General features: G+C 70.3%; 17 protein-coding genes. 2 read left to right on the top strand and 15 right to left on the bottom strand.

The features are described from left to right. Positions 1-63: 63 nt before the first annotated feature. The 6 genes from serA to ACZ5WE_RS26730 form a co-directional block, all read right to left on the bottom strand. Positions 64-1668 (bottom strand): phosphoglycerate dehydrogenase, encoded by a 1605-nt coding sequence (serA, locus tag ACZ5WE_RS26755; RefSeq protein ID WP_467693079.1) that lies wholly within the window; start codon positions 1666-1668, stop codon positions 64-66. 260 nt (positions 1669-1928) lie between these two features. Continuing rightward, the gene (gene ilvC, locus ACZ5WE_RS26750) at positions 1929-2927 is read right to left on the bottom strand and encodes a ketol-acid reductoisomerase (RefSeq protein WP_467693081.1); all 999 of its coding nucleotides are present in this window, start codon (positions 2925-2927) and stop codon (positions 1929-1931) included. Positions 2928-3027: 100 nt separating this feature from the next. After that, positions 3028-3555 (bottom strand): acetolactate synthase small subunit, encoded by a 528-nt coding sequence (gene ilvN / locus ACZ5WE_RS26745; protein WP_160507374.1) that lies wholly within the window; start codon positions 3553-3555, stop codon positions 3028-3030. A 29-nt stretch (positions 3556-3584) separates the two neighbouring features. After that, positions 3585-5432 (bottom strand): acetolactate synthase large subunit, encoded by a 1848-nt coding sequence (locus ACZ5WE_RS26740; protein WP_467693083.1) that lies wholly within the window; start codon positions 5430-5432, stop codon positions 3585-3587. Positions 5433-5665: 233 nt separating this feature from the next. Further along, positions 5666-8605 carry a putative bifunctional diguanylate cyclase/phosphodiesterase gene (locus ACZ5WE_RS26735; RefSeq protein ID WP_467693085.1) on the bottom strand — a complete coding sequence of 980 codons (2940 nt, stop codon included), beginning with the start codon at positions 8603-8605 and terminating at the stop codon, positions 5666-5668. Positions 8606-8990: 385 nt separating this feature from the next. After that, entirely contained in the window at positions 8991-9941 is a 951-nt protein-coding gene (locus ACZ5WE_RS26730) for a 2-hydroxyacid dehydrogenase (RefSeq protein WP_467693087.1), read from the bottom strand. Between the two features lie 97 nt (positions 9942-10038). Between ACZ5WE_RS26730 and ACZ5WE_RS26725 the strand changes: the two genes are divergently transcribed. Further along, positions 10039-11031, top strand: a complete 993-nt coding sequence (locus ACZ5WE_RS26725) for an aldo/keto reductase (protein WP_467693088.1) — start codon at positions 10039-10041, stop codon at positions 11029-11031. Between the two features lie 86 nt (positions 11032-11117). Next, on the top strand, positions 11118-12290 hold the full coding sequence (locus ACZ5WE_RS26720) for a PQQ-dependent sugar dehydrogenase (RefSeq protein ID WP_467693223.1): 1173 nt from the start codon (positions 11118-11120) through the stop codon (positions 12288-12290). A 43-nt stretch (positions 12291-12333) separates the two neighbouring features. Here the strand turns inward: ACZ5WE_RS26720 and ACZ5WE_RS26715 are convergent, their stop codons facing one another. The 9 genes from ACZ5WE_RS26715 to gatB all read right to left on the bottom strand — a co-directional run bounded on the left by ACZ5WE_RS26715 (position 12334) and on the right by gatB (position 25335). Continuing rightward, positions 12334-12579, bottom strand: coding sequence for a DUF6191 domain-containing protein (locus ACZ5WE_RS26715; protein WP_467693090.1), 246 nt, complete (start codon positions 12577-12579; stop codon positions 12334-12336). An 80-nt stretch (positions 12580-12659) separates the two neighbouring features. Then, the gene (locus tag ACZ5WE_RS26710; RefSeq protein ID WP_467693225.1) at positions 12660-15824 is read right to left on the bottom strand and encodes a helix-turn-helix transcriptional regulator; all 3165 of its coding nucleotides are present in this window, start codon (positions 15822-15824) and stop codon (positions 12660-12662) included. Then, the gene (locus ACZ5WE_RS26705; RefSeq protein ID WP_467693092.1) at positions 15824-16003 is read right to left on the bottom strand and encodes a hypothetical protein; all 180 of its coding nucleotides are present in this window, start codon (positions 16001-16003) and stop codon (positions 15824-15826) included. Before ACZ5WE_RS26705 ends, ACZ5WE_RS26710 begins: the two co-directional genes overlap by 1 nt. A 282-nt stretch (positions 16004-16285) precedes the next feature. Beyond that, entirely contained in the window at positions 16286-16879 is a 594-nt protein-coding gene (locus ACZ5WE_RS26700; RefSeq protein WP_467693094.1) for a hypothetical protein, read from the bottom strand. A gap of 35 nt (positions 16880-16914) precedes the next feature. After that, positions 16915-17493, bottom strand: a complete 579-nt coding sequence (locus ACZ5WE_RS26695) for a GNAT family N-acetyltransferase (RefSeq protein WP_467693095.1) — start codon at positions 17491-17493, stop codon at positions 16915-16917. Further along, positions 17462-19735, bottom strand: coding sequence for an MMPL family transporter (locus ACZ5WE_RS26690; protein WP_467693096.1), 2274 nt, complete (start codon positions 19733-19735; stop codon positions 17462-17464). Before ACZ5WE_RS26690 ends, ACZ5WE_RS26695 begins: the two co-directional genes overlap by 32 nt. 213 nt (positions 19736-19948) lie before the next feature. Then, positions 19949-22042, bottom strand: coding sequence for a phosphocholine-specific phospholipase C (locus ACZ5WE_RS26685; protein WP_467693226.1), 2094 nt, complete (start codon positions 22040-22042; stop codon positions 19949-19951). Between the two features lie 170 nt (positions 22043-22212). Then, positions 22213-23514 carry an SLC13 family permease gene (locus ACZ5WE_RS26680; RefSeq protein WP_467693098.1) on the bottom strand — a complete coding sequence of 434 codons (1302 nt, stop codon included), beginning with the start codon at positions 23512-23514 and terminating at the stop codon, positions 22213-22215. A 309-nt stretch (positions 23515-23823) separates the two neighbouring features. Continuing rightward, positions 23824-25335, bottom strand: a complete 1512-nt coding sequence (gene gatB, locus ACZ5WE_RS26675; protein ID WP_467693099.1) for an Asp-tRNA(Asn)/Glu-tRNA(Gln) amidotransferase subunit GatB — start codon at positions 25333-25335, stop codon at positions 23824-23826. Positions 25336-25346: the final 11 nt, after the last annotated feature.

Raw genomic sequence — 25346 nt, 5'->3', positions numbered from 1 at the left:
TTCCCTGCTCCTCAGGAGCTTGGGGGAGTTCGAGGCGAGTTCGAGGCGAAGCCTCGAAAGGCCCTAGTCCGTGAGGTTGACCGCGCGTGCGGACTCCGCACCGATCTCCTCGGCCAGCTCGTTGAGCACCGTCTGCGGCACGGTGTCGTCCACCGTGAGGACGGCGAGCGCCTCCCCGCCGACGTCGGCGCGCGCCACCTGCATGCCGCCGATGTTGATGCCGGCCTCGCCGAGGACGCGGCCGACGGTGCCGACGACACCGGGACGGTCCGCGTACCGCAGGACGACCATGTGCTCGGCGAGCGCCAGGTCCACGTCGTACCCGCCGATGGCGACGATCTTCTGCAGGTGCTTCGGGCCGGCCAGCGTGCCGGAGACCGAGATCTCCTCGCCGCCGGTGAGCGTGCCGCGCACCGTCACGACGTTGCGGTGGTCCGGGGACTCCGAGCTCGTGGTGAGGCGGACCTCGACGCCACGCTCCTGGGCGAAGAGCGGCGCGTTCACGTAACTCACGGTCTCGTCGACGACGTCCTCGAACACGCCCTTGAGGGCGGACAGTTCGAGCACCTTCACGTCGTGCTGGGTGATCTCGCCGTACACCTCGACGTCGAGGCGGGCCGCCACCTCGCTCGCGAGGGCGGTGAAGATCCGGCCGAGCTTCTCGGCGAGCGGCAGACCGGGACGCACGTCCTCGGCGATGACGCCGCCCTGGACGTTCACGGCGTCCGGGACGAGCTCACCGGCGAGGGCCAGGCGGACGGACTTGGCGACGGAGACGCCGGCCTTCTCCTGCGCCTCGTCGGTCGAGGCGCCGAGGTGCGGCGTGCAGACGACCTGGTCGAACTGGAAGAGCGGGGAGTCCGTGCAGGGCTCCTTCGCGTACACGTCCAGTCCGGCACCCGCGACGCGGCCCTCCTTCAGCGCCGAGTACAGCGCCTCCTCGTCGACGATCCCGCCGCGCGCGGCGTTCACGATGCGGACGGCGGGCTTGACCTTGTGCAGGGCCTCGTCACCGATCAGACCGACCGTCTCGGGGGTCTTGGGCAGGTGCACGGTGATGAAGTCCGAGACCTCGAGCAGCTCGTCGAGCGTGAGGACCTTGACGCCCATCTGCGCGGCACGCGCGGGCTGCACGTACGGGTCGTACGCGACGACCTTCATGCCAAAAGCGCTCATGCGCTGGGCGACAAGAGCACCGATGCGGCCGAGGCCGACGACGCCGAGGGTCTTCTCGGCGAGCTCGACGCCGGTGTACTTGGAACGCTTCCACTCGCCGGCCTTCAGGGCCTGGCTGCCCTGGGGGATGTTGCGGGCGGTGGCGATGAGCAGGCCACAGGCGAGCTCGGCCGCGGTGACGATGTTCGAGGTGGGGGCGTTCACCACCATGACGCCGGCCTTCGTGGCGGCGGACACGTCCACGTTGTCCAGGCCCACGCCCGCGCGGGCGACGACCTTCAGCTTCCTGGCGGCCGCGATGGCCTCGGCGTCGACCTTGGTCGCGGAGCGGACCAGAATCGCGTCGACGTCGGCGATGGCGGGCAGCAGCTCGGCGCGGTCCGCGCCGTTGCACTGACGGATCTCGAAGTCCGGGCCCAAGGCGTCGACAGTGGCGGGCGACAGCTCTTCAGCGATGAGTACGACCGGTTTGCCGTTGGCAGCAGTGCTCACGTGAGTCCTCACAAGTCCAATGCGGACGGCCGTCCCGACGGCCGCATGCGGTGTCGCTTAGCCGCGTGGAAGACGCACGACGCTGTGGGCCCGACGCGAATGTTGAAAGCAGTCTAGTGGCGTAGTGACGAGTGTCTTACGCCTTGGTGGAAGGATCACTCGTCCGTGGCTGGACGGGGTGGACAACGACGTCGTCCGCGGCCCTTCCGGGGATCGACGTGAGGGCCGGGACTGCGGTCCCGGCCCTCGCGTCGTACGGCTTACGCCTCTTCGTTGACCCACGACATGAGCTTGCGGAGCTCCTTGCCGGTGGTCTCCAGGAGGTGGTTCTCGTCCTGGGACTTGTACTCGTTGTACTTCTTCAGACCGCCGTGGTACTCGTCCATCCAGTTCTTGGCGAACGTGCCGTCCTGGATCTCGGTGAGGACCTTCTTCATCTCGGCCTTGGTGGCGTCCGTGATGATGCGCGGACCGGTGACGTAGTCGCCCCACTCGGCGGTCTCGGAGATCGACCAGCGCATCTTCTCCAGGCCGCCCTCGTACATGAGGTCCACGATGAGCTTCAGCTCGTGGAGGCACTCGAAGTACGCGATCTCCGGCTGGTAGCCGGCCTCGGTCAGCGTCTCGAAGCCCGCCTTGACCAGCGCCGCGGTGCCACCGCAGAGCACGGCCTGCTCGCCGAACAGGTCGGTCTCGGTCTCCTCGGTGAAGGTCGTCTTGATGACGCCCGCACGCGTGCCGCCGATGCCCTTGGCGTACGAGAGGGCCAGCGCGAAGCCGTTGCCGGTCGCGTCCTGCTCGACGGCCGCGATACACGGAACGCCGCGGCCCTCCTCGTACTGGCGACGGACCAGGTGGCCCGGGCCCTTGGGGGCGACCATGCAGACGTCGACGCCCTCGGGGGCCTTGATGAAGCCGAAGCGGATGTTCAGGCCGTGGCCGAAGAACAGCGCGTCGCCGTCCTTGAGGTTGTCCTTGATGGACTCCTCGTAGACCTGGGCCTGGATGGGGTCCGGGACCAGGATCATGATGACGTCGGCCTCGGCGGCGGCCTCCGAGGGAGTCACCACGCGCAGGCCCTGCTCCTCGGCCTTGGCCTTGGACTTGGAGCCCTCGTGCAGACCGACGCGGACGTCGACACCCGAGTCACGGAGCGACAGCGCGTGGGCGTGGCCCTGGCTGCCGTATCCGATGACCGCGACCTTGCGGCCCTGGATGATGGACAGGTCGGCGTCGTCGTCGTAGAACAGCTCGGCCACTGGAAATCTCCTATGTGTGCTGGTGTTGCGACCCACCGTACGGCGGGCGGGGGGAAGAAAGTTTTCAGGTCTCGCTATGCGGGCGGGCCCGGCGGCCCGTTCAGGCCGAGCGGTCGAGCGCCCGCAGGCTGCGGTCCGTGATGGAGCGGGAGCCGCGGCCGATCGCGATGGTGCCGGACTGGACGAGCTCCTTGATGCCGAAGGGTTCCAGCATCTTGAGCATCGCCTCCAGCTTGTCGCTGGAGCCCGTGGCCTCGATGGTGACCGCCTCGGGCGAGACGTCCACGGTCTTGGCGCGGAACAGCTGGACGATCTCGACGATCTGCGAGCGCGTCTCGTTGTCGGCGCGGACCTTGGCGAGAACCAGTTCGCGCGCCACGGCGCCGGCCGGCTCCAGTTCGACGATCTTCAGGACGTTGACGAGCTTGTTGAGCTGCTTGGTGACCTGTTCGAGCGGCAGGTCCTCGACGTTCACGACGATGGTGATGCGTGAGATGTCGGGGTGCTCGGTGACGCCCACGGCCAGGGAGTCGATGTTGAAGCCGCGGCGGGAGAACAGGGCGGTGATCCGGGCGAGGACACCGGGCTTGTTCTCGACCAGGACGGAGAGCGTGTGCTTGGTGGACATGAGTCGTTCTCTCTCTTTCGCTCTCGGTCTCAGTCGTCTTCGTTGTCGCCGAAGTCGGGGCGGACCCCGCGGGCGGCCATGACCTCGTCGTTCGAGGTGCCTGCGGCGACCATGGGCCAGACCTGGGCGTCCTCGTGGACGATGAAGTCGACCACGACGGGGCGGTCGTTGATGGCGTTGGCCTCGGCGATGACCTTGTCGAGGTCCTCGGGGCGCTCGCAGCGCAGCGCCACGCAGCCCATCGCCTCCGACAGCTTCACGAAGTCCGGGACGCGGGTGCCCTTGTTGGGGCCGATGTCCTCGGGACCGCTGTGCAGCACGGTGTTGGAGTAGCGCTGGTTGTAGAACAGCGTCTGCCACTGGCGGACCATGCCGAGGGCGCCGTTGTTGATGATGGCGACCTTGATCGGGATGTTGTTCAGGGCGCAGGTGGTCAGTTCCTGATTGGTCATCTGGAAGCAGCCGTCGCCGTCGATCGCCCAGACCGTGCGGTCGGGCTGACCGGCCTTGGCGCCCATCGCGGCCGGGACCGCGTACCCCATCGTTCCGGCGCCGCCGGAGTTGAGCCAGGTGGCGGGCTTCTCGTAGTCGATGAAGTGGGCGGCCCACATCTGGTGCTGGCCGACGCCCGCCGCGAAGATCGTGTCCTCCGGGGCGAGCTTTCCGACGCGCTCGATGACCTGCTGCGGGGAGAGCGAGCCGTCCTCGGGCTGGTCGTAGCCCAGGGGGTAGGTGTCGCGCCAGCGGCTGAGGTCCTTCCACCAGGCGCTGTAGTCACCCTTCTGGCCCGCGGTGTGCTCGGCCTGCACCGCCTGGATCAGGTCGGCGATGACCTCGCGGGCGTCTCCGACGATCGGCACGTCGGCGGCGCGGTTCTTGCCGATCTCGGCCGGGTCGATGTCGGCGTGGACGATCTTCGCGAAGGGCGCGAAGCTGTCCAGCTTGCCGGTGACGCGGTCGTCGAAGCGGGCTCCGAGGGCGACGATCAGATCGGCCTTCTGCAGCGCGGTGACGGCGGTGACCGCTCCGTGCATGCCCGGCATTCCCACGTGCAGCTCGTGACTGTCGGGGAATGCGCCGAGCGCCATCAGTGTGGTGGTGACGGGCGCTCCGGTGAGTTCTGCCAGGACCTTCAGCTCGGCGGTGGCCTGGGCCTTCAGGACGCCGCCGCCGACGTAGAGGACGGGCCGCTTGGCGGCGGTGATCAGCTTGGCGGCCTCGCGGATCTGCTTGGCGTGCGGCTTGGTCACCGGGCGGTAGCCGGGCAGGTCCTGGGTCGGCGGCCACTGGAAGGTGGTCCGCGCCTGGAGGGCGTCCTTGGCGATGTCGACCAGGACGGGCCCCGGACGGCCCGTGGAGGCGATGTGGAAGGCCTCCGCGATCGTCGCCGGGATGTCCTCCGCCTTGGTGACCAGGAAGTTGTGCTTGGTGATCGGCATCGTGATGCCGACGATGTCCGCCTCCTGGAAGGCGTCCGTGCCGATCGCCTTGGAAGCCACCTGGCCGGTGATCGCGACCATGGGCACGGAGTCCATGTGGGCGTCGGCGATCGGCGTGACGAGGTTGGTGGCACCGGGGCCGCTCGTCGCCATGCACACCCCGACCTTGCCGGTGGCCTGCGCGTAACCGGTGGCGGCGTGGCCCGCGCCCTGCTCGTGCCGCACCAGGACGTGACGGACGCGGGTGGAGTCCATCATCGGGTCGTACGCGGGAAGGATGGCACCGCCGGGAATGCCGAATACCGTGTCGGCCCCGACTTCCTCGAGAGAACGAATGAGGGACTGCGCACCCGTGACGTGCTCGACGGGGGCGGACTGCTGTCCTGAGGATCGGGGCCGCGGCTGCGGATGGTGGGCCCCGGTGGCCTGCTCGGTCATCGGCATTCTCTTCTCGAAGCTGAGGGTTTTTGCGGGGTGTTTGCGGGGTTTTGGCAGGTGCCGGTGCAACAAAAAACCCCTCGTGCCGTGAGGCAAGCGAGGGGAGCGCGTCGGAGCGGGTGCAGGGATTCCGGTGTTCGGACCGGTGAGTCCCAGCTTCAGCCGACGCGCTTTCCAAGTACGAGAATTCGGGTGCGCATGGCACTGACCCTCTCTCCGGCGCGCAGTGCCTGTCAAGTAGGTGGGACGGGGGTCTCATTATGTGAGCGGGCGAAGGACTCGACACCTCCTCCGTACGCCACGGGCGGGCCGCCGGCGAGCACCGGCTCCGCGGGGCCGTGCGGCACCGGATACTGCCCGAGCGACAGGGCGCGGCGCAGCCGGTACTCGTCGAGGGGCCCGGAGAACGCCATGCCCTGCCCGTGCGTGCAGCCCATCGCGCGCAGGGCGATGACCTGCTCCGGAAGGTCGACGCCGTCGGCCACCGAGAGCAGCCCCAGATCGCCTGCGATGCGCAGCAGACCGGAGGTGATCTTGTGCAGCCGCGCGGACTCGACGACGCCCTCGATGAGACTGCGGTCCAGTTTCAGTACGTCGACGGGGAGCCGCCGCAGTGCCGTGATGGCGGCATAGCCGCTCCCGAAGCCGTCCAGGGCGATACGTACGCCGAGCCTGCGCAGGGCGGTGAGACGGCGCTCCAGGTCGTCGAGCGACACCCGGGGGTCGCTGTCGGCGAGCTCGATGATGAGCGCCCCGGAGGGCAGCCCGTACCGGGTGAGGAGCGCCTCGATGGAGCCAAGGGGCATGGAGCGGTCCAGGAGGCGCCGCGCGCTGATGCGGACGGCGACGGGCGTCGCGTGGCCCGTGCGCCCGCGCTCGGCGGCCTGCTGGACGGCTTGCTCGATCACCCAGCGGCCGAGCTCGGCGGTGCGGGCGCCCTCCTGGGCCTCCGAGCTGTCGGCCACGCGCAGGAACTCGGCGGGCGTGAAGAGGATGCCCTGCGCCGAGCGCCAGCGCGCCTGGGCGGCGACGGAGGTGATACGGCCGTCGTCCAGGGAGACCACCGGCTGGTGGAGCAGTGCGAACTCGCCGTCGTGCAGGGCGGTGCGCAGCCGTGTGGCCAGCTCCGCCTTGCGTACGACGTCGGCCTGCATCTGGGGTGCGTACAGCTCGACGCGGCCCTTGCCCGCGGCCTTGGCGCGGTACATCGCGAGGTCGGCGTTGCGCAGCAGCTCGCCCGCTCCGATGCCTGGTTCGGCGAAGGCCACGCCGATGGAAGCCGCCACGCGCACGTCGTTGCCGTCGATCGCGTAGGGCTGGGAGAGGGTGATTCTGAGGCGGTCGGCGAGTTCGTAGATGTGCTGCTCGCGTGCGGCCTGGTCGCGGGTGCCGTCACCCACGATGAGCGCGGCGAATTCGTCGCCGCCAAGCCGGGCCGCGCAGTCCCCGGACCTGACGGCCACCTGAAGGCGGCGGGCCGCCTGGATGAGGAGCTCGTCCCCCGCTTGGTGGCCGATGGTGTCGTTGACCGCCTTGAAGCCGTCCAGGTCGATGAAGAGCACGGCCGTACCCCGGTCGGTGACCCTGCGGCCGGTGAGCGCCTGGCCCACCCGGCGGGTGAACAGCGCGCGGTTGGGCAGGTCGGTGAGCGGGTCGTGCTCGGCGTTGTGCTGCAACTGCGCCTGGAGTCGGACCCGTTCGGTGACGTCGCGGCTGTTGAAGATGAGGCCGCCCTGGTGGCGGTTGACCGTGGACTCCACGTTCAACCAGTCGCCGTCCCCGGACTTGAAGCGGCACTCGATGCGGGTCGTGGGTTCTTCTACGGGGTTCGCGGTGAGGAATCTGCGCACTTCGTGGACGACGCGGCCCAGGTCCTCGGGGTGCATGAGCGAGGCAAGTTCGGAACCTACGAGGTCTTCGGCCTCCCGGCCGTACACGCCGGATGCGGCCGGACTGACGTAGTGAAGTATGCCGTTCGGAGCGGCGATCATGATGACGTCGCTCGAACCCTGGACCAGGGAGCGGAAGTGGTTCTCCTTCTGGGCCAGTTCCTGGGTGAGGGTGATGTTGTCCAGGAGCATGATGCCCTGGCGCACGACCAGGGCGAGCACGACGGTGCCCGCGGTGAAGAGCACGACTTGGTCGACGCTGCGGCCACTGAGCACGTTGTAGAGAATCCCCAACGTGCAGACGGCGGCGGCCAGATACGGCGTCAGGGCGGCCAGCGAGCCGGCGATCGGGCGGGTGGCGGCGGCCCGTTCGTCGGTGGGGACGTCGTCGTGCTGCACGCGCGCGTGCGGCTGCGCGTCGTCCGCGTTCTTGTGCCAGGGCGCCGCCCAAGGGGCGTACGCGAGGAGGAGTGAGCCCGCGAACCAGCCCGCGTCCAGCATCTGTCCGGAGCGGTAACTGGCGTGCAGCAGGGGCGAGGTGAACATCGCGTCGCACATGACCGTCAGCGCGAGGGCGCCGATCGCCGTGTTCACCGCCGTGCGGTTGGCGGACGAGCGTCTGAAGTGCAGCGCGAGGACCATGCTGACCAGCGCGATGTCGAGGAGCGGGTAGGCGAGCGAGAGAGCGGCGTGCGCGACGCTCTGGCCCTCGAACTGCGCCGTGTGCGCGAGCGCCAGGCTCCAGGAGAGTGTGAGGAGTGAGCCGCCGATGAGCCAGGCGTCGAGCGCCAGGCAGACCCAACCGGCCTTGGTCACCGGGCGCTTGGCGAGCACGAGCAGGCCGATGATGGCGGGCGGCGCGAAGCAGAGGAAGAACAGGTCGGCGAGGCCCGGGCTCGGCACCGGCTGCTCGAGCACGACCTCGTACCAGCCCCATACGCCGTTGCCCAGGGACGCCATCGCGGAGGAGAGCGCGAAGAGCAGCCATGCGGGTCGAAAGCGGCTGCGACGGGTGCGTGAGTAGCGGAAACAGGAGACCGCGGCGGCGGCCGCCGCGACGCTCAGGCCGAAGTCTCCCATGATCAGGGCGGTGCGGGTCGATCCCCAGCCGAGCGCGGCCCCGGTGGCGTACCCGCCGCAGACCACGAGGAGCGCGATCTGCGAGACGAAGCCCGCACCGCCGCCGGAGGCGGGGCGCCGGGTCAGGGGCGTGCCGGGCGGCATCGGCGCCGTCAGACCTCCGCCGCCCTCCAGGGCGGTGGCGGGTGACGGACGGGTGCTCACCGGGCCGCCCTGATCCGTACCGCGCCCGCGTCCGTGCGCCTCCCGTGACTGATCGGCCCCGGGACCTCGTGTGCGAAGCCGTCGCGCGTACGGCTGCGCGCCGGTGTGCGTGAGAGTCGTCGGCGGCCTCGCCGCGTCGGATGGTTCGCCCATTGGCCGTACATCGCCCGTCGCCCCCCTCGCGTCTGATGTCTCGTCCCCGGCGCCGACGAACTGTCCACGGCGCAGCCCCTGTCGGGACGATACACCAGTCTCGTCACTCAGGGACATAGCTTCTCTACGCTGCGTGACTGCCGACGGAGTTGTAAACACGGGGCGCACACAAACAGGTGCGGAGTGTGCTCGAACGGTCCCTGAATGACCGCGGGTTGGCCCGGTTGGTGCGCTACTCGGTTGTCAGGACGACGTTTCCGAGGGGTTCCCCGGCGACGTAACGGGTCAGCTGCGCGGCGAGCAGGCGCTTGGCGCGGGGCAGGAAGGCGGAGGACGATCCGCCCACGTGCGGGCTGATGAGCACTCCAGGAGCGTGCCACAGGGGGTGACCTGCGGGCAGCGGTTCCGGCTCGGTGACATCCAGAGCGGCGGTGATCCGGCCGCTCTCCAGTTCGGCCAGGAGCGCTTTGGTGTCGACGACTGGGCCGCGCGCGACGTTCACGAGCAGGGCGCCGTCCTTCATGCGGGCCAGGAAATCGGCGCTCACCAGGCAGCGGGAGGCGTCGGTGAGGGGCGTGGAGAGGATGACCACGTCGGCATCGGGCAGCAGCGCCGGCAGTTCGGCGAGCGGGTGCACGGGGCCGCGCTCCGTGGCACGGGCAGAGCGCGCGACGCGCGCCACCCGCGCGCACTCGAAGGGGGTGAGCCGGTCCTCGATGGCGGAACCGATCGACCCGTATCCCACGATCAGCACGGACTTGTCGGCGAGCGCCGGATAGAACCCGGATCGCCACTCCTCCTGCCGCTGCCCTTCCACGAAGCGGGGGATGCCACGCAGTGACGCGAGGATCAGGGCGAGCGCGAGCTCGGCCGTGCTCGCCTCGTGCACTCCCCTGGCATTGCACAACTGGACACCGGGCGCGAGGAACTTGAGCCCGGCCTCGACGTGGTCGATGCCCGCGGTGAGGGTCTGTACGGCGCGTACGGATGTCATCCCGGGCAGGGGCCTCACGGAGGTCTCCGCGCCCTTCATATAGGGCACCGCGTAGAACACGCAGTCGGCCGGGTCCGCGGGGAAGTCCGGGCCACCGTCCCAGAAGCGGTAGTTGAGCCCGGCTTCGGCAGCTCCGGGCAGGCCTTCGATCTCGTCCGCGGCGTAGGGGAGCCACACGTCTGTCGTCATGGTCAGGAGGCTAGTGCGCCCTGGCCGCACGCCGCGCGGGCGGAGCCAGAGGTTACGTTGGGGGCCGCTCGGACATGAGGTGGGAGGGCACGGCCAGGTGGACCGCAGGACGATCGGCGCGGCAGCGCTCGGGGTGGGTGCGGTCGGGCTCGGCTGCATGCCGATGAGCTGGGCGTACACCGGGTCACGGCAGCGGGGTGAGGAGTCGCTGCGCACCGTGCACGCCGCGCTCGACCAGGGCTCGACCCTCCTTGACACGGCGGACATGTACGGGCCGTTCACCAACGAGCTGCTGGTGGGAAGGGCGTTGAAGGAGCGGCGGGCCGAGGCCTTCGTGTCCACCAAGTGCGGGCTCCTGGTGGGCGAGCAGCACATCGTCGCCAATGGCCGCCCCGGTTATGTGAAGCGGGCCTGCGACGCGTCGCTGCGGCGGCTGCAGACGGACACGATCGACCTGTACCAGCTGCACCGCGCCGATCCCGAGGTGCCCGTCGAGGAGACCTGGGGCGCGATGGCCGAGCTCGTCGCCGCGGGGAAGGTGCGGGCGCTCGGGCTGTGCGCGGTGGGAGCCCGTGCCTCGCGGCGCGAGGGCAGGGGGCTGCACGAGGGGACCATCCGGCAGCTGGAGCGGGTGCAGCAGGTCTTTCCGGTCAGCGCGGTGGAGGCGGAGCTCTCGGTGTGGTCGCGTGAGGCGCTGGAGACACTGCTGCCGTGGTGCGCGGCGCGCGGGGTCGGCTTCCTGGCGGCGATGCCGCTGGGGAACGGTTTCCTCACGGGGACGCTGACGCCGGGGCAGGGCTTCGAGCCGGACGACGTGCGGGCCCGGCATCCCCGTTTCACCGCCGAGATGATGGCGGCCAACCAGCCGCTGGTGGTGGGCCTGCGCCGGGTGGCCGAGCGGCACGAGGCGAGTCCGGCGCAGGTGGCGCTCGCCTGGGTGCTCGCGCAGGGCCGCGACGTGGTGCCGATACCGGGGGCCAAGCGGGAGCGCTGGGCGGTGCAGAACGCCGGGGCGGCGTCGATACGGCTCACCGGGGCGGATCTGGCCGAGATCGCGGCGCTGCCGTCGGCGATGGGATCCTGGGAATGACGACGTCCGCGAGTCCGTGATGCGGGGTTGGGAACCTGTGGGGACCGAGCGGTGTATGAACAGTAGAAGCGCTGCGTCGAAGGGACCTGATCGTGCAACGACCTGCTGTCACAGCCGCATTGGCTGCCGCCGCCCTGGTGCTCACGGCCGGTTGCTCGTCCGGGGGCTCGGACACGCCGGACAACGGAAAGAGCGCCGAGTCGAGCCCCGCGCAGTCGGAGGGGACGTCCACGGGAAAGCCACGCGCCGGCGACGCCCCACCGAAAAAGGGATCGGCGTCGGTCACCAGGACACTCACCGAGGACCTGAAGTCGCCGTGGGGCCTCGCACCGCTCCCCGGCGGGGACCTGCTGGTGTCCTCACGCGACGAGGGGACCATCACCCGCGTCGACGGCGAGACGGGCAAGAAGACGGACCTGGGCCCGGTTCCCGGCGTCTCCCCCGCCGGCGAGGGCGGCCTGATGGGCTTGGCGCTCTCTCCGTCGTACGCATCGGACCACATGGTCTACGCGTACTTCACCACCGAGTCGGACAACCGCATCGCCCGCATGCTGTACGACGAGAAGAAGCCCTCCGGTCAGCAGCTGGGCGCCCCCGACACGATCTTCAAGGGCATCCCCAAGGGCGTGGTCCACAACGGCGGCCGGATCGCCTTCGGCCCGGACAAGATGCTGTACGCGGGCACCGGCGAAACCGGTGACACCGGCCTGGCCCAGGACAAGAAGTCACTGGGCGGCAAGATCCTCCGCCTGACCGCGGACGGCGAACCGGCCCCCGGCAACCCCTTCGGAGACTCCCCTGTCTATTCGTACGGCCACCGCAATGTGCAGGGCCTGGCCTGGGACGAGGAGAAGCGGCTCTGGGCGGCGGAGTTCGGCCAGGACACCTGGGACGAGCTGAACGAAATCAAGGCAGGCGGCAACTACGGCTGGCCGGAGGTGGAGGGCAAGGGCGGCGAGGAGGGCTTCCAGGACCCGGTGGCCCAGTGGAAGACCTCGGAGGCCTCCCCCAGCGGCATTGCCTACGCCGAGGGTTCGGTCTGGATGGCGGGCCTGCGCGGTGAGCGCCTCTGGCGGATTCCGGTGCGCGGGGTGGAGGGCACCGTGGAGCCCCAGTCCTTCCTGAAGGGCGACCACGGCCGCCTGCGCACGGTCGTCGCCGTGGGCGGCGAGAAGCTGTGGCTGGTGACGAACGAGACCGACTCCCGGGGCACCCCGGAGAAGGGGGACGACAAGATTCTCGAGGTGACGGTGAAGTAGGGCTTCAGGGCTTCAGAGCTTACGGGCTACTGCGCAGGCCGGGCTAGGCGCCGTCCGCCGGGGGGTCAGGCTCGGACGCCAGGTCCTGCTCGGACGCCAGGTCCCGCTCAGACGCCGCTTCCGCCTCCGCCTGCTGCGGCACCCTCACCACCACCTTGCCGGAGGTCAGGTCTATCGGTCCGCGGCCCGGGTCGCCGTCGGCCACGTCGACTCGGCTCAGCTCCAGCCGCTTCTGCTCGTCGTCCGTGTGTTTGCGGCCGGGCTGGAACAGCTCGATCGGGTTGAACACTGCGCCTCCTGGCGGCCGGGTTCCTCCTACCAAGCGTAAGCGAGCGCCTCCGGGACCCTCCGGGGCCGGGAAAGCGCAGGTCAGCCGGTGGGCCGTGCGCGTTCCGGGGGGAACAGGCGCAGGCGGTGGGCCAGGGCCGCCGCCTCGCCCCGGCCTGCCACGCCCAGCTTGGCGAGGATGTTGGAGACGTGGACGCTCGCCGTCTTCGGGGAGATGAAGAGCTCTTCGGCGATCTGTCGGTTGCTGCGGCCCGCGGCGACGAGACGGAGCACGTCCCGCTCCCGGCTGGTGAGGCCGAGCGCCTCGGCGGGGTCGACGGGGGTGAGGTGAGGGCTCGCGGTGTCGTCGTCGTTCAGGGTGAGTCGGGCGCGCTGGGCGAGCCCGGCGACGGACTCGGCGAGCGGGCGGGCCTTCAGGCGCTCGGCGACCTCGCGGGCCTGTCGCAACAGGCCGGCGGCGCGCTCCCGGTCCGCTTCGGCGCCCACGCCGGCGGAGGTCGCAAGGAGGGACTCGGCGAGGCGGAGGCGGGCGCGTGCCAAGTCGTAGGGGCGGTCGACGGTTTCGAGCGCGGTGACCGTGGCGGACCAGTCGTCGGGGGTGTCGCTGTCCTCGGCGCGCAGGAGTTCGGCGCGCACCCACTGCTCGTAGGCGACCCAGACCGGCATGGGTGCGGGGAGGTTCTTGGCGGCGCGGCGGATGGTGTCGATGGCATCGGTCCTGCCGGGCTCGGCGGCGGGCAGGCCGCGCGTATCGGCCTCCGAGGTGGCGGCGGCGAGCAGCAGGGGCCAGGTGTAGCGCTGGGTGCCGGGCGGGAAGCCCTTGGCCAGGGCTTGTTCGAGCTCGGCGCGCACGGCGGCGACACCCGACGCGCGGTCGGGGCCGGCCGCCGCGATGCCGACGGCGGCGTGGACCATGGGCAGGGAGTACTGCGGCATGCGGTCGTGCGAGCCGTAGTGGCTGCGGGCCGTGGTCAGTTGGGTGGCGGCTTCGGCCACGTCACCCCGGCCGAGGGAGATGGAGGCGAGCTGCAGGGCGGCACCGCCCCGCGGCTTGACGCTGAGCGCCCCACGGCGGGCCGCCTCGGAGGCCTCGGCCGACTCGTCCCAACGGCCCAGCGAGAAAAGGGTCTCCGCCTTGTTGACCTGGACCCAGCTCTCGGTGTCCGTGAGGCCGTACTTCCGGCAGAGCGCGAGGCCCTGGTCGCCGATCTCCAGGGCGTCGAGCGAGCGGCCCGCGCCTTCGAGTACGGACGGCAGGTTGATGTGGATGTGCGGGATGCGGGAGACGAGGCCGGGCGGCTCCACGCACCGGTCCCTGACCGCGTACATCTCGGCGAAGCCCTGTTCGACGTCGCCCGCGTCGACCAGGAGGCCGCCGAGGATGAGCCGGGCGTTGAGTTCGGTCTCCTCGGCCTTGACCATCCGGGCGTACTCGACGGCGCGCTCGGCCGCCGCGAGGGTCTCGGCTCCGGGGTTGTGGAGCATGCCCCAGGAGGCGACGTTGGTCAGTACCTCGGCGTGCACCTCGGACGGCGGGAGTCCGCGGACCAGTTCCTGCGCGGTGGCGATCTCCGCCCAGCCGTCGCCGCGGCCGAGCGTCGAAGTGAGCCGGGAGCGCTGGATCCAGAACCAGGCGGCCCGCAGGGGATCGTGCTCGTCCTCGAGCAGCCTCAGCGCACGCTTGGTGATCTTCAGGGCGCGTTCCCGCTCTCCGCAGAGCCGGCCCGCGACGGCGGCTTCTGCCATGAGGTCGAGGTAGCGCAGGGGGGTGGTTTCGGGGTCGCAGCCGCAGGGTGGGTAGACCTCGGCGTAGTCGAGGGGGCGCAGTTCGAGGCGTATCTCCTCGGGGGCGTCGTCCCACAGTTCCATCGCCCGTTCGAGGAGGCGCAGTTGCTCGGAGTACGCATAGCGGCGGCGGGCTTCGACGGAGGCCCGCAGCACGGCGGGCAGCGCCTTCGCCGCGTCGTGCGCGTGGTACCAGTAGCTGGCGAGACGGGTGGCGCGCTGGTCGGCGGCGACGAGTGAGGGTTCGGCTTCGAGGACCGTGGCGAAGCGGCGGCTGATCCGGGAGCGCTCACCGGGCAGCAGGTCGTCGCCGACGGCCTCGCGCACCAGGGAGTGCCGGAAGCGGTAGCCGTCGCCGTCGGGTGACGGCAGCAGGATGTTGGCGCCGACCGCGGCCCGCAGCGCCTCGATCAGGTCGTCCTCCGCGAGCCCCGCGACGGCGGCGAGCAGCGGGTACTCGACGTTCGAGCCGCCCTCGGCGACGATCCTGGCCACCCGCTGGCTGTCCTCGGGCAGCTCCTCGACGCGTACGAGAAGGAGATCGCGCAGGGAGTCCGTGAGGCTCGCGCAGCTGCTGCCGTGCGAGGCGACCGCGAGCTCCTCGACGAAGAAGGCGTTGCCGTCCGAGCGGTCGAAGACGTCGTCCACCAGGGTCTGCTCGGGCTCGGAGCTGAGGATCCCCGCCATCTGCCGGGCGACTTCGCCCTTGCTGAAGCGGGACAGTTCGATGCGGCGCACCGTGCGCAGGCGGTCGAGCTCGGCGAGGAGCGGACGCAGCGGGTGGCGCCGGTGGATGTCGTCGGCGCGGTAGGTCGCGACGACGACGAGGCGGCCGCTGCGCAGCGTGCGGAAGAGGTAGGCGAGGAGGTGCCGGGTCGAGGCGTCGGCCCAGTGCAGGTCCTCCAGTGCGATGACCACCGGGCGATCGGCGGCGAGACGCTCCAGGAGGCGGACGGTCAGCTCGAAGAGGCGGGCCATGCCTTCCTCGTCGTGGTGGGCGTCGGTGCCCCGGCGGCGCTGCGGTGCCTCGCCCAGTTCGGGCAGGAGCCGGGCGAGCTCGCCCTCCTGGTCGGCGACCGCGGCATCCACCTCGTCGGGGAGCTGGCGGCGCAGGGAGCGCAGGGCACTGGAGAAGGGGGCGAAGGGAAGGCCGTCCGCGCCGATCTCGACGCAGCCGCCGAGCGCGACGACGGCACCTTCGGCGCAGGCCGCCGCGGTGAACTCCTCGATGAGGCGGGTCTTTCCGACGCCCGCCTCGCCGCCGAGCAGCAATGCCTGCGGCTCGCCCGTGCCGGGTGTCGTCCCCTTGGCACGGGCGAGTGCGTCGTTCAGCAGGCCCAGCTCGTCGGAGCGGCCGACGAACACGGGGCTTACGGACCTGGTCTCCACAGCGGTGAGCATCGCACAGGGTGCGGGCGTCACGGCAGCGGATATTCCGAGAGCAGAAGACCCCGCGCTCATCAGGCGGCCCGGGTGAAGCGGGTCCTCCACTGGCCGGTGCTCACCTGCCCCTCGGATGCGTGACGCGCCGAGCGGCGGCGGGCCGCCTTGGCCTCACGCGCCTGGCGAAGGAGGCGGCGGCGGTCGGCCTCGCGGGCGAGGTCGGCGGCGCGGAGCTGGTGCATCTCGTACTCGAACATTTCGACTCCCTGAGCTGGTGTGACGTCCGGTGTCCGGCTTCGCTTTCTGCGATGCCTTTACTTTCGTCTCCCAGGCAGGGGTGGCACATCGGGAGAGTGCCGCATCTTGAGGGGGTGGGGGGCCTTAGGGAGGTAGGAGGGGGCCTTAGGGAGGTGGGAGGGGGCCTTTGGCGCCGTTGGACGCAGAAACGCCGGGGGGGCTGAGACTCAGCCCCACCGGCGTTTCTGCACACTTCGCGGCCGTCGAAACGGCTGGGAGCCGTCAGAGCGGCTCCGCTGCCATCAACTCGTCGACGGAAGACCGTAGATCAGGTCCGAGTACTTGGCGATGGCCAGCAGCAGGCCGATGACGCCCAGGGCGACACCCGCCCAGGCCACCGACTTGATCCACGGTGCCTGTACCTGGTCGGGCGTGCCGAAGGCGGGCTTGACCAGGACGACGAAGCCGACGACCAGCGCGGCGAGCGCGAAGGCTCCGGCGATCAGCGCCGTGACCTGCCAGGAGTCGCCGTACAGCGCCTGGATCTGGTCGGCGACGCTCGCCGACTGCTTGGTCTCGAGCTGCCCGACGATGTTCGAGCGGGCCGCGGCGACCGTGCCGAGCCAGCCGCCGGACAGGCCGATCACACCGAGAGCGGCGGAGACGACGGCCGCGGCGCCCTGGAACACGCCACCGGACTTGGCCGGAGCGAACTCTTCGACCACGACGAGCTCATCGGCGTCATCGGAGTCATCGGCGTTGTCAGCCTCGACCGCGTCCGCCTTGGTGGCGTCGACCTTGGTCACGTCCTTGGTGTCAGCGGTGTCCGCGGCCTCCGGCTCTGCGGGCTTCGCGGCCGCCTCGGCCGCGGTCTCGTCCTCTGTCTTAGTTCCCATGCACCGCACCGTACGGACGGAGTCTGAGAGGTTTCTTAACGAGCCGCTTCGGCGCCTTGACGAGCCTCGCGCGCCTTCCGCCACTCCGGCGCGAGCACCGACCACACCTCCATGTCGTGCCGCACCCCCTGCCAGGGAAAGCACTCCCGCAGCACGCCGTCCTTGGTCATCCCGAGCCGCTCGGCCACCGCCTTGCTGCGGTCGTTCGCCGTGGAAACCAGCCACTCCACGCGGTGCATGCCGCGCACGTCCACCGCCCAGTCGATGAGGACCCGGCTCGCCCTGGTGACCAGACCGCGCCCGGCGGCCGAAGGCTCCAGCCAGACGCCGACCTCGCAGCTCTCCGTGGCCGTGTCGAAGATCCGGAAGAGCACTCCGCCGACCAGCGTGCCGTCCAGCCAGATGCCGTACAGGCGTCCCGTGTCGGCGGCCTGCTTGTCGGCGAACGTCTGGAGCAGCTCCCGCGCCGATTCCAGGTCCTTCGTCCGCACGGTCAGGGGCACCCACGGCCCCGCGTACTCCCGCGCACGGTCGACGTGCGTGAGGAATTCCTGCGCCTGCCAGGGCTCGATGGGCCGCAGCTCAGCGCCCTCGCCCAGCGATATCGCGAACATCCCGCTCCTTCAGTCCGTCCGGCACCACGCCCGGGGCGTCCCGCGCGTCCCGTTGCCCCCGGATCCTCGCACTCACGACGGCCGTGTTCGAACGACATTCTGGCGGCTCGATGCTGATGCGCGGCAGCAAGCGGTCCAGGCCCCGCGGCAGCCACCAGTTGGCGCCGCCCAGCATGTGCATCAGGGCCGGCACGAGGAGCGTGCGCAGGACGAACGCGTCGAGCGCGACCGCGGCGGCGAGGCCGATGCCGAACATCGCGATGACCCGGTCGCCGCTCAGGACGAAGGCGAGGAAGACCGAAATCATGATCACGGCCGCGGAGTTGATCACACGGCTCGTCTCCGCGAGGCCGACGCGGACGGCCCGCCGGTTGTCGCCGGTCTCCAGCCACTCCTCGTACATCCGGCTGACCAGGAAGACCTGGTAGTCCATCGAGAGCCCGAAGAGGACGGACACCATGATCACGGGCAGGAACGGTTCGATCGGTCCGGCCGAGCCGAGGCCGAGCAGCTCGCTCCCCCAGCCCCACTGGAAGATCGCGACGACGACGCCGAAGGCGGACGCCACCGCCGCCACGTTCATCGCGGCGGCCTTCAGGGGGATGCCGATGGACCGGAAGGCGAGGAGCAGCAGGACGCAGCCGAGGCCGATGACCACGCCCACGAAGAGCGGCAGCTTGCCGACGATGATCTCCGCGAAGTCGTCGTAGCTCGCCGTGACACCGCCCACCTCCAGGTCGAGCGAGGTGTCGGCCTCGGCCCTGGGGAGCACGTCGTCGCGCAGCCGGTCGACAAGATCGCTGGTGCGCTCGGACTGCGGGGCCGAGTCCGGTACGACGGTGATGTGGGCCACCGTGCCGTCGGCGTCGTACGTGACGGGGCTGACGGAGGCGACGCCCTTGGTCGATTCCAGCGTGGGGACGAGGTTGGTGAGGGCGAGCCGGTCGCCCGATCCCTCGACGTCCGTGACGAGGGTGAGGGGGCCGTTCACGCCGGGGCCGAAGCCGTCCGCGAGCAGGTCGTAGGCCTGCCGTGTGGTGGTCGACGCCGGGTTGTTGCCCTGGTCGGACGTGCCCAGGTGCAGGGAGAGCGTGGGCAGCGCGAGCAGCGCCATCACGGCGATGGCGACACCGCCGAGCAGCTTCGGGTGCCGCTCCACGAAGGCGGACCAGCGGGCGGCGAGCCCGGTGGGCACTTCCGGGGCCGGGCCGTGCTCGGCCAAAGCGCGCCGTTCCCGGCGGCTGAGCGCGCGCGGCCCGATCCAGGACAGGAGGGCGGGCAGCAGGGTCACGGACGCGGCGACCGTGAGGAGCACCGTCAGCGAGCCGGCGATCGCGACCCCGTTGAGGAAGCTGAGCCGCAGGATGAGCATGCCGAGCAGAGCGATGCACACGGTGGCGCCCGCGAAGACGACCGCGCGCCCGGTGGTGGCGACGGCGCGTTCCGCGGCGACGGCCACCGGAAGGCCCTGTTTGAGGCCCTTGCGGTGGCGGGTCACGATGAACAGCGCGTAGTCGATGCCGACGCCGAGCCCGATCAGGGTGCCCAGCATCGGGGCGAAGTCCGCGACGGTCATGAAGTGACCGAGCAGCACGATGCCCGCGTATGCCGTGCCGACCGACACAAGGGCCGTGGCGATGGGCAGGATCGACGCGGCGAGCGAGCCGAAGGCGAGGAAGAGCACGACGGCGGCGACGGCGACCCCGACGATCTCGGCGGTCTGGGCGCTCTTGGACTCGGTGAGGCCGACGGCGCTGCCGCCGAGCTCCACGTCCAGGCTGTCCGAATCGGCGGCCTTCGCGGTGTCGACGAGGGCCTGTGCGTCCGCCTTGTCGATGGCGTCGGCCTGCTCGTGGAAGGTGACGTTCGCGTACGCGATGCGGGCGTCGTCACTGATCTGTGCGGCGCCGCGCTCCTCGTACGGGCTGCTGACGGAGGCCACCGCGGGCATGTCCTCGATCTTGTCGAGGGTGTCGGTCATCGTCTGCTCGACGTCGGCCGCGCGCACGGTGGTGCCCGCTTCGGTCTTCCAGACCACGGTGTTGCTGTCGCCGCCGAGGCCTTCGAACCCCTCGTTCAGGAGCTGGGTCGCACGGCCGGACTCGGTGCCCGGCACCTCGTAGTTGTTCGAGTACGCGGATCCGGCGACGGCCGCGGCGCTCGCGGCGCCCGAGAGCGCGACGATCCAGAGCAGTACCGCGAGGAGGCGGTGCTGCACACACCACCGTGCGAGTGCTGCCACAGACCGGCTCCCTGATGTGGTTCGTGGATCTTTATCGGGAACCGTCTTGAATGACCTGAACAGCCCGCAAAGAACGTATGAGCGATGACATAAGCGCCAGAGACACTTTGACAGGGCCTGGAGATCGTTGGCCCTGTTCGTGGCTTTCCTCACAAGAGCACAAAGGCTGTGCGAGGCCCCACCGGGACCTCGCACGCCCTGAGAACCGTGGCGTCAGCCCGATACGCTCGCGCGTCCGTTCTCTATGTGCCCCATCAGACGCCTTCGGAAGGCAGGCTCACCCGCGACCGTCACCTGAAGGTCGTACCAGCCGTGCTCGTCGTCCGTGTGCCAGGCGATCGTGCGACTGCTGCCCGCCTTGATGCGGATGACTCTGGTACGCGACTTAACGTGATGTTCCTCCACATATCCGACAGGCTTGACCGTGAAGACGAGTTCCTTGCGGCCTCGGTTGGCCAGTGTGACGTGGATCTCCCGGCGAGTGATCGCGGAGGCGACCTGCGCACCGCCGTCCTCGCCGCCCTTGCCACCCTTGCCACCCGCGAACTCGCGCCGGAAGCCGTTCGGCCCCGTGATCGTGAAGTCGTACGCGTCCTTGGGCACCGGCACGGTCCACGAGCCCTCGCGTACGACGTCCTGGTGCTGCGGGGCCGTGAACTCACCGGCGTACGGATAGAGCGCGAAGTGCGCGCTGGAGCGCCCGCCATTGCGCAGCCGCACCGAGAGAGCACCGCTCTCGCCCGGCTTCACGTACGCGTCGGGCTGGTAGGGCAGCGGGCGGGCGCGGCGGGTGCCCGGCTCCTGGACCGGCATGGCCTGCTTCAGGGGCGGCTGCGGCGACCAGCGGCCGCTGAACTCCGGGATGGCGCCGGGCTGTTCCACCTCGGGCTGCCGGTGGCCGCGCCTGAAGTCGAAGGCGCCGGTGAGATCGCCGGTGACCTTGCGGCGCCAGGCGCTGATGTTGGGTTCCTTGATGCCGGTCCACTTCTCCAGGAAGCGCACGACCGAGGTGTGGTCGAAGACTTCGGAGCAGACGTAGCCGCCGACGGTCCAGGGCGAGACGACGAGCATCGGCACTCGCACGCCGAGGCCGGTCGGCTTCCCCTCCCAGCGCTCCTCCTTCTCCTCGGCGGATTCGCCGCCGGGCACGGGCGGCGGGACGTGGTCGAAGAAGCCGTCGTTCTCGTCGTAGTTGATGAAGACGGCTGTGCGCCGCCAGACGTCGGGGTGCGAGGCGAGGGCGTCGAGGACCTTGTAGACGATGGTCGCGCTGTGGATCGGCGAGGAGACGCTCGGGTGTTCGGAGTCCAGGGCGGACGGCACCAGGTAGCTGACCTTCGCCAGCTTGCCGCCGGCGACGTCCTTGGCGAACTCCTCGGCGAGCTTGCCGGTGGGCACGCGCCGCAGACCGCGCTCGAAGAGCGACTTCTCCTTCTTGGTGAGGGTGGCGACGCCCTCCTCCAGGGTGACGAGCAGCTTCGCGCGCTCCGCCTCGTCCTTGGCGTCCCGCACCTTGGCGTAGAAGGCCTCCATGAAGGTGAGGCCGGTCTTGGCGAGGACCTTGCGGGCGATGGCCTTGAAGGTGGTGAAGAACTCGATCTGGTTGTCGGTGAAGTTCTCCCACTCGGTGTACGTCTGCCAGCTCACGCCCGCCTTCTCCAGGCGCTCGGCGTAGGTCCCCCAGTCGTATCCGGGGTGCGTGCCCTCGGCGTAGGCGTCGTTCTCGACGGCGCGGCTGCCATCCGCCTCGAAGCCGGTCCTGCCGCTCCACAGGTGGTTGCGGTTGGGGCTGGTGGAGGTGTGGATGGAGGAGTGGTAGGCGTCGCAGACGGTGAAGGTGTCGGCGAGTTCGTAGTGCAGCGGGATGTCGTCGCGCGTGTAGTACGCCATGGTCGCCGCGGTCTTGGCGGTGATCCAGCCGTCCGTCCAGCCCTCGTGCCAGGCCTTGGCGCCACCGCTCCAGGAGTGGTCGAGGGCGCCGATGTACTGCAGGTCCTTCTTCTGCGCCGCCGCGGCTTCGCGGACCGGGAAAGGCATGACGGTGCGCAGCACACCCGGCTGTTCGAACACGGACTTCCCGCTCGGGAGCCGGATGGCGTTGCGGTCGCCGAAGCCTCGTACGCCGCGCAGGGCGCCGAAGTAGTGGTCGAAGGACCTGTTCTCCTGCATCAGGATGACGACGTGCTCGATCGAGTCGAGCCCGCCGCTGCCGGGTCGGGGCCGGTCCTGCGCCAGTGCCTGCTGCAACGACGGGGGCAGGAAGGAACCGACGGCGGCGGCGCCGATCGCGCCACCGCCGACCGCCATCAGTCGCCTGCGCGAAATCTCCGGTGACACGTAACGACCTCCAGTCGACGGCCAATGGTTCTCTGCTGATCCATTGGCCTGCTCGCCGGGACGGTAGTGAAGTCTGGTTTCGCTGTGAAGACTTGGGGACGAAGTCGGTGTGAACGGATGTACTGACGGGCGAGAGGAGCTCAGGAGCCGAGCCGCAGGCCCGCCCACAGCGCGACGGTCGACGCCGTCAGCGTGAGGGGCACGGTCAGCGCGCCGAGGCGGGTGAAGGTCCCCAACTCCGCGTCCGTGCCGTGCTCGTGCAGGATGCGGCGCCACAGCAGGGTGGCGAGCGAGCCGACGTACGTCAGGTTCGGGCCGATGTTGACGCCGATCAGGGCGGCGAGGACGGGGCCAGGGCCCGCGGGGGCGACGGCTGGCAGCAGGGCAAGGATCGCCGGCAGGTTGTTGATCAGGTTGGCGAGCACGGCGGCGACGGCCGCCACGGCGAGCAGCGCGGGCAGTGACGCGCCGTCCGGCAGGAGCCACTCGATGCCGGAGCCGAGGCCGTTGTCGACGACCGCCTTGACGACGATGCCGAGTGCGAGCACGAACAGGCAGAAGAGGGGGCCGGCGGAACGGACGAGTGCCGTGGCGCTCGTACGCCGTCGCAGCAGCGCACGGCCCGCGAGAACGGCCGCTCCCGCGAGGGCGGCCCACAGGGGTTCGAGGCCCGCGAGCGAGGTCACCACGAACCCGGCGAGCGTGAGCCCGAGGACGGCCAGGGTGCAGACCGGCACGGGGGTCGGCTCGGTCTCCTTGGGCTCAAGGGCGCCCGCGTCCAGATCGACGGCGAAGTACCGCCGGAAGGCGGCGTACTCGACGCCGATGGCCACCAGCCACGGCAACGCCATGAGCAGCGCGAACCGCGTGAAGGTGAGACCGCTCGCGGTGAGGGCGAGGAGGTTGGTGAGGTTGGAGACGGGCAGCAGGAGCGACGCCGAGTTGGCCAGGTGGGCGGTGGCGTGGACGTGCGGCCTGGGCCTGGCCCCGACGCGGGCCGCGGTGGCGAAGACGACCGGGGTGAGCAGCACGACGGTGGCGTCGAGGCTGAGCACGGCGGTGACAGCGGCGGCGACTCCGAAGACCCCGCCAAGGAGCGCCCGGGTCCGCCCACCGCAGAGCCGGGCGACGAGATCCCCGGCGGCGGCGAAAAGCCCGTCGTCCGCGCAGAGTTGAGCGAGGACCAGCACGGCGGCGAGGAACCCCACGACCGGCAGCAGGCTATGGACCTCCGCGAGCGCATGCTGCGGCGAAACGGCCCCGAGCCCCACCACGAGCCCGGCGGCGGGCAACGCGGCGGCGGCCTCGGGCCACTGCTTGGGCCGTATGACGGCGAACGCGAGCACGCCGAGCAGCAGGCCGACGGAGAGGATCTCGGCGGCGACGGTGTTCAGGGGACGCTCCGTGGCCCGCGTGGGCGGTGGTTCGGCGGGGACAGACATTCCCAGCGTAAGACGGGTGCCGGGCGGCATTGCACCGGAAACGGCACATCCCGCCCGCCCCGGCCAGCACCTCCGGGGTCACGCCCGCCTGCCTGCACAACGGGAGCCCGCGCACGCGGCACGCGGCACGCGGCACGCGGCACGCGGCACGCGGCACGCGGGATCTTCCCCGCCCACCCACCCGACGACTCGGGGCCATCGGTGGGTGGGCGGGAAAGGTCCGCCGCGAAGCGGCGGTTCATGCAACACCCTGCTTCAGGCCAGCGCACGCGCGGTGCGCCGCCCTGGATCCCGTACGAGCCGGAGAGGCTAGCCCTCCACGCCCAGCTTCTGAAGGATCAGTTCCTTGACGCGGGCCGCGTCGGCCTGGCCCCTGGTGGCCTTCATGACCGCGCCGACCAGCGCGCCGGCCGCGGCGACCTTGCCGCTGCGGATCTTGTCGGCGATGGCGGGGTTGCCCGCGATCGCCTCGTCCACGGCGGTCGTCAGGGCGCCCTCGTCCGAGACGACCTTCAGGCCGCGCTTCTCGACGACCTCGTCCGGCGTGCCCTCGCCGGCCAGGACGCCTTCGAAGACCTGACGGGCCAGCTTGTCGTTCAGGTCGCCCTTGGCGACGAGCTCGGCGACCCGGGCGACCTGCACGGGGGTGACCGGCAGCTCGTCGAGGGCCTTGCCCGTCTCGTTGGCGTTGCGGGCCATCTCGCCCATCCACCACTTGCGCGCGGCCGCCGAGTCGGCGCCCGCCTCGATCGTGGCGACGATGGGGTCGACCGCGCCCGCGTTCAGGATCGACTGCATGTCGTGCTCCGACACGCCCCACTCCTCGCGGAGCCGGTTGCGGCGCACGCGGGGCATCTCCGGGAGACCGGAGCGCAGTTCCTCGACCCATGCGCGGGCCGGGGCCACCGGGACGAGGTCGGGCTCCGGGAAGTACCGGTAGTCCTCGGCGTTGTCCTTGATGCGGCCCGACGTCGTGGAGCCGTCCTCCTCGTGGAAGTGACGGGTCTCCTGGACGATCGTTCCGCCGTCGTTCAGGACGGCCGCGTGACGCTGGATCTCGAAGCGTGCCGCACGCTCCACGGAACGCAGCGAGTTGACGTTCTTCGTCTCCGAGCGCGTACCGAACTCCTCGCGCCCGTGCGGACGCAGGGAGAGGTTCACGTCGCAGCGCATCTGGCCCTTGTCCATCCGGGCCTCGGACACGTCGAGCGCCTTGATGACCTCGCGCAGCTCGGCGACGTACGCCTTGGCGACCTCGGGAGCCCGCTCGCCCGCGCCCTCGATCGGCTTGGTGACGATCTCGATGAGCGGGATGCCCGCGCGGTTGTAGTCCAGGAGCGAGTGCGATGCGCCGTGGATACGGCCCGTCGCGCCGCCCACGTGCGTGGACTTGCCGGTGTCCTCCTCCATGTGGGCGCGCTCGATCTCCACGCGGAAGACCTCGCCGTCCTCCAGCTGGACGTCCAGATAGCCGTTGAAGGCGATCGGCTCGTCGTACTGGGAGGTCTGGAAGTTCTTCGGCATGTCCGGATAGAAGTAGTTCTTCCGGGCGAAGCGGCACCACTCGGCGATCTCGCAGTTCAGCGCGAGACCGATCTTGATGGCGGACTCGACGCCGATCTCGTTGACCACCGGCAGCGCGCCGGGAAGGCCGAGACAGGTCGGGCAGGTCTGGCTGTTGGCGCCCTGCTTGAGCTCGGTGGAGCAGCCGCAGAACATCTTGGTCTTGGTGCCCAGCTCGACATGGACCTCAAGGCCCATGACGGGGTCGTACGTCGCGAGGGCGTCCTCGTACGACACCAGGTCAGTCGTGACAGTCACGGTGAAACTTT

It is taken from the genome of Streptomyces sp. NPDC033180, from assembly GCF_055577645.1.
The sequence above is the reverse complement of the archived record's forward strand: the minus strand, read 5'-3'. Positions and strand labels throughout refer to the sequence as shown.

Excerpts from the sequence above, each read along its gene's own strand:
- ilvN (WP_160507374.1), bottom strand. The coding sequence starts at position 3,555 with ATGTCCACCAAGCACACGCTCTCCGTCCTGGTCGAGAACAAGCCCGGT.
- ACZ5WE_RS26740 (WP_467693083.1), bottom strand. The coding sequence starts at position 5,432 with ATGACCGAGCAGGCCACCGGGGCCCACCATCCGCAGCCGCGGCCCCGA.
- ACZ5WE_RS26730 (WP_467693087.1), bottom strand. The coding sequence starts at position 9,941 with ATGACGACAGACGTGTGGCTCCCCTACGCCGCGGACGAGATCGAAGGC.
- ACZ5WE_RS26710 (WP_467693225.1), bottom strand. The coding sequence starts at position 15,824 with ATGAGCGCGGGGTCTTCTGCTCTCGGAATATCCGCTGCCGTGACGCCC.
- ACZ5WE_RS26705 (WP_467693092.1), bottom strand. The coding sequence starts at position 16,003 with ATGTTCGAGTACGAGATGCACCAGCTCCGCGCCGCCGACCTCGCCCGC.
- ACZ5WE_RS26700 (WP_467693094.1), bottom strand. The coding sequence starts at position 16,879 with ATGGGAACTAAGACAGAGGACGAGACCGCGGCCGAGGCGGCCGCGAAG.
- ACZ5WE_RS26695 (WP_467693095.1), bottom strand. The coding sequence starts at position 17,493 with ATGTTCGCGATATCGCTGGGCGAGGGCGCTGAGCTGCGGCCCATCGAG.
- ACZ5WE_RS26685 (WP_467693226.1), bottom strand. The coding sequence starts at position 22,042 with ATGGCGGTCGGCGGTGGCGCGATCGGCGCCGCCGCCGTCGGTTCCTTC.
- ACZ5WE_RS26680 (WP_467693098.1), bottom strand. The coding sequence starts at position 23,514 with ATGTCTGTCCCCGCCGAACCACCGCCCACGCGGGCCACGGAGCGTCCC.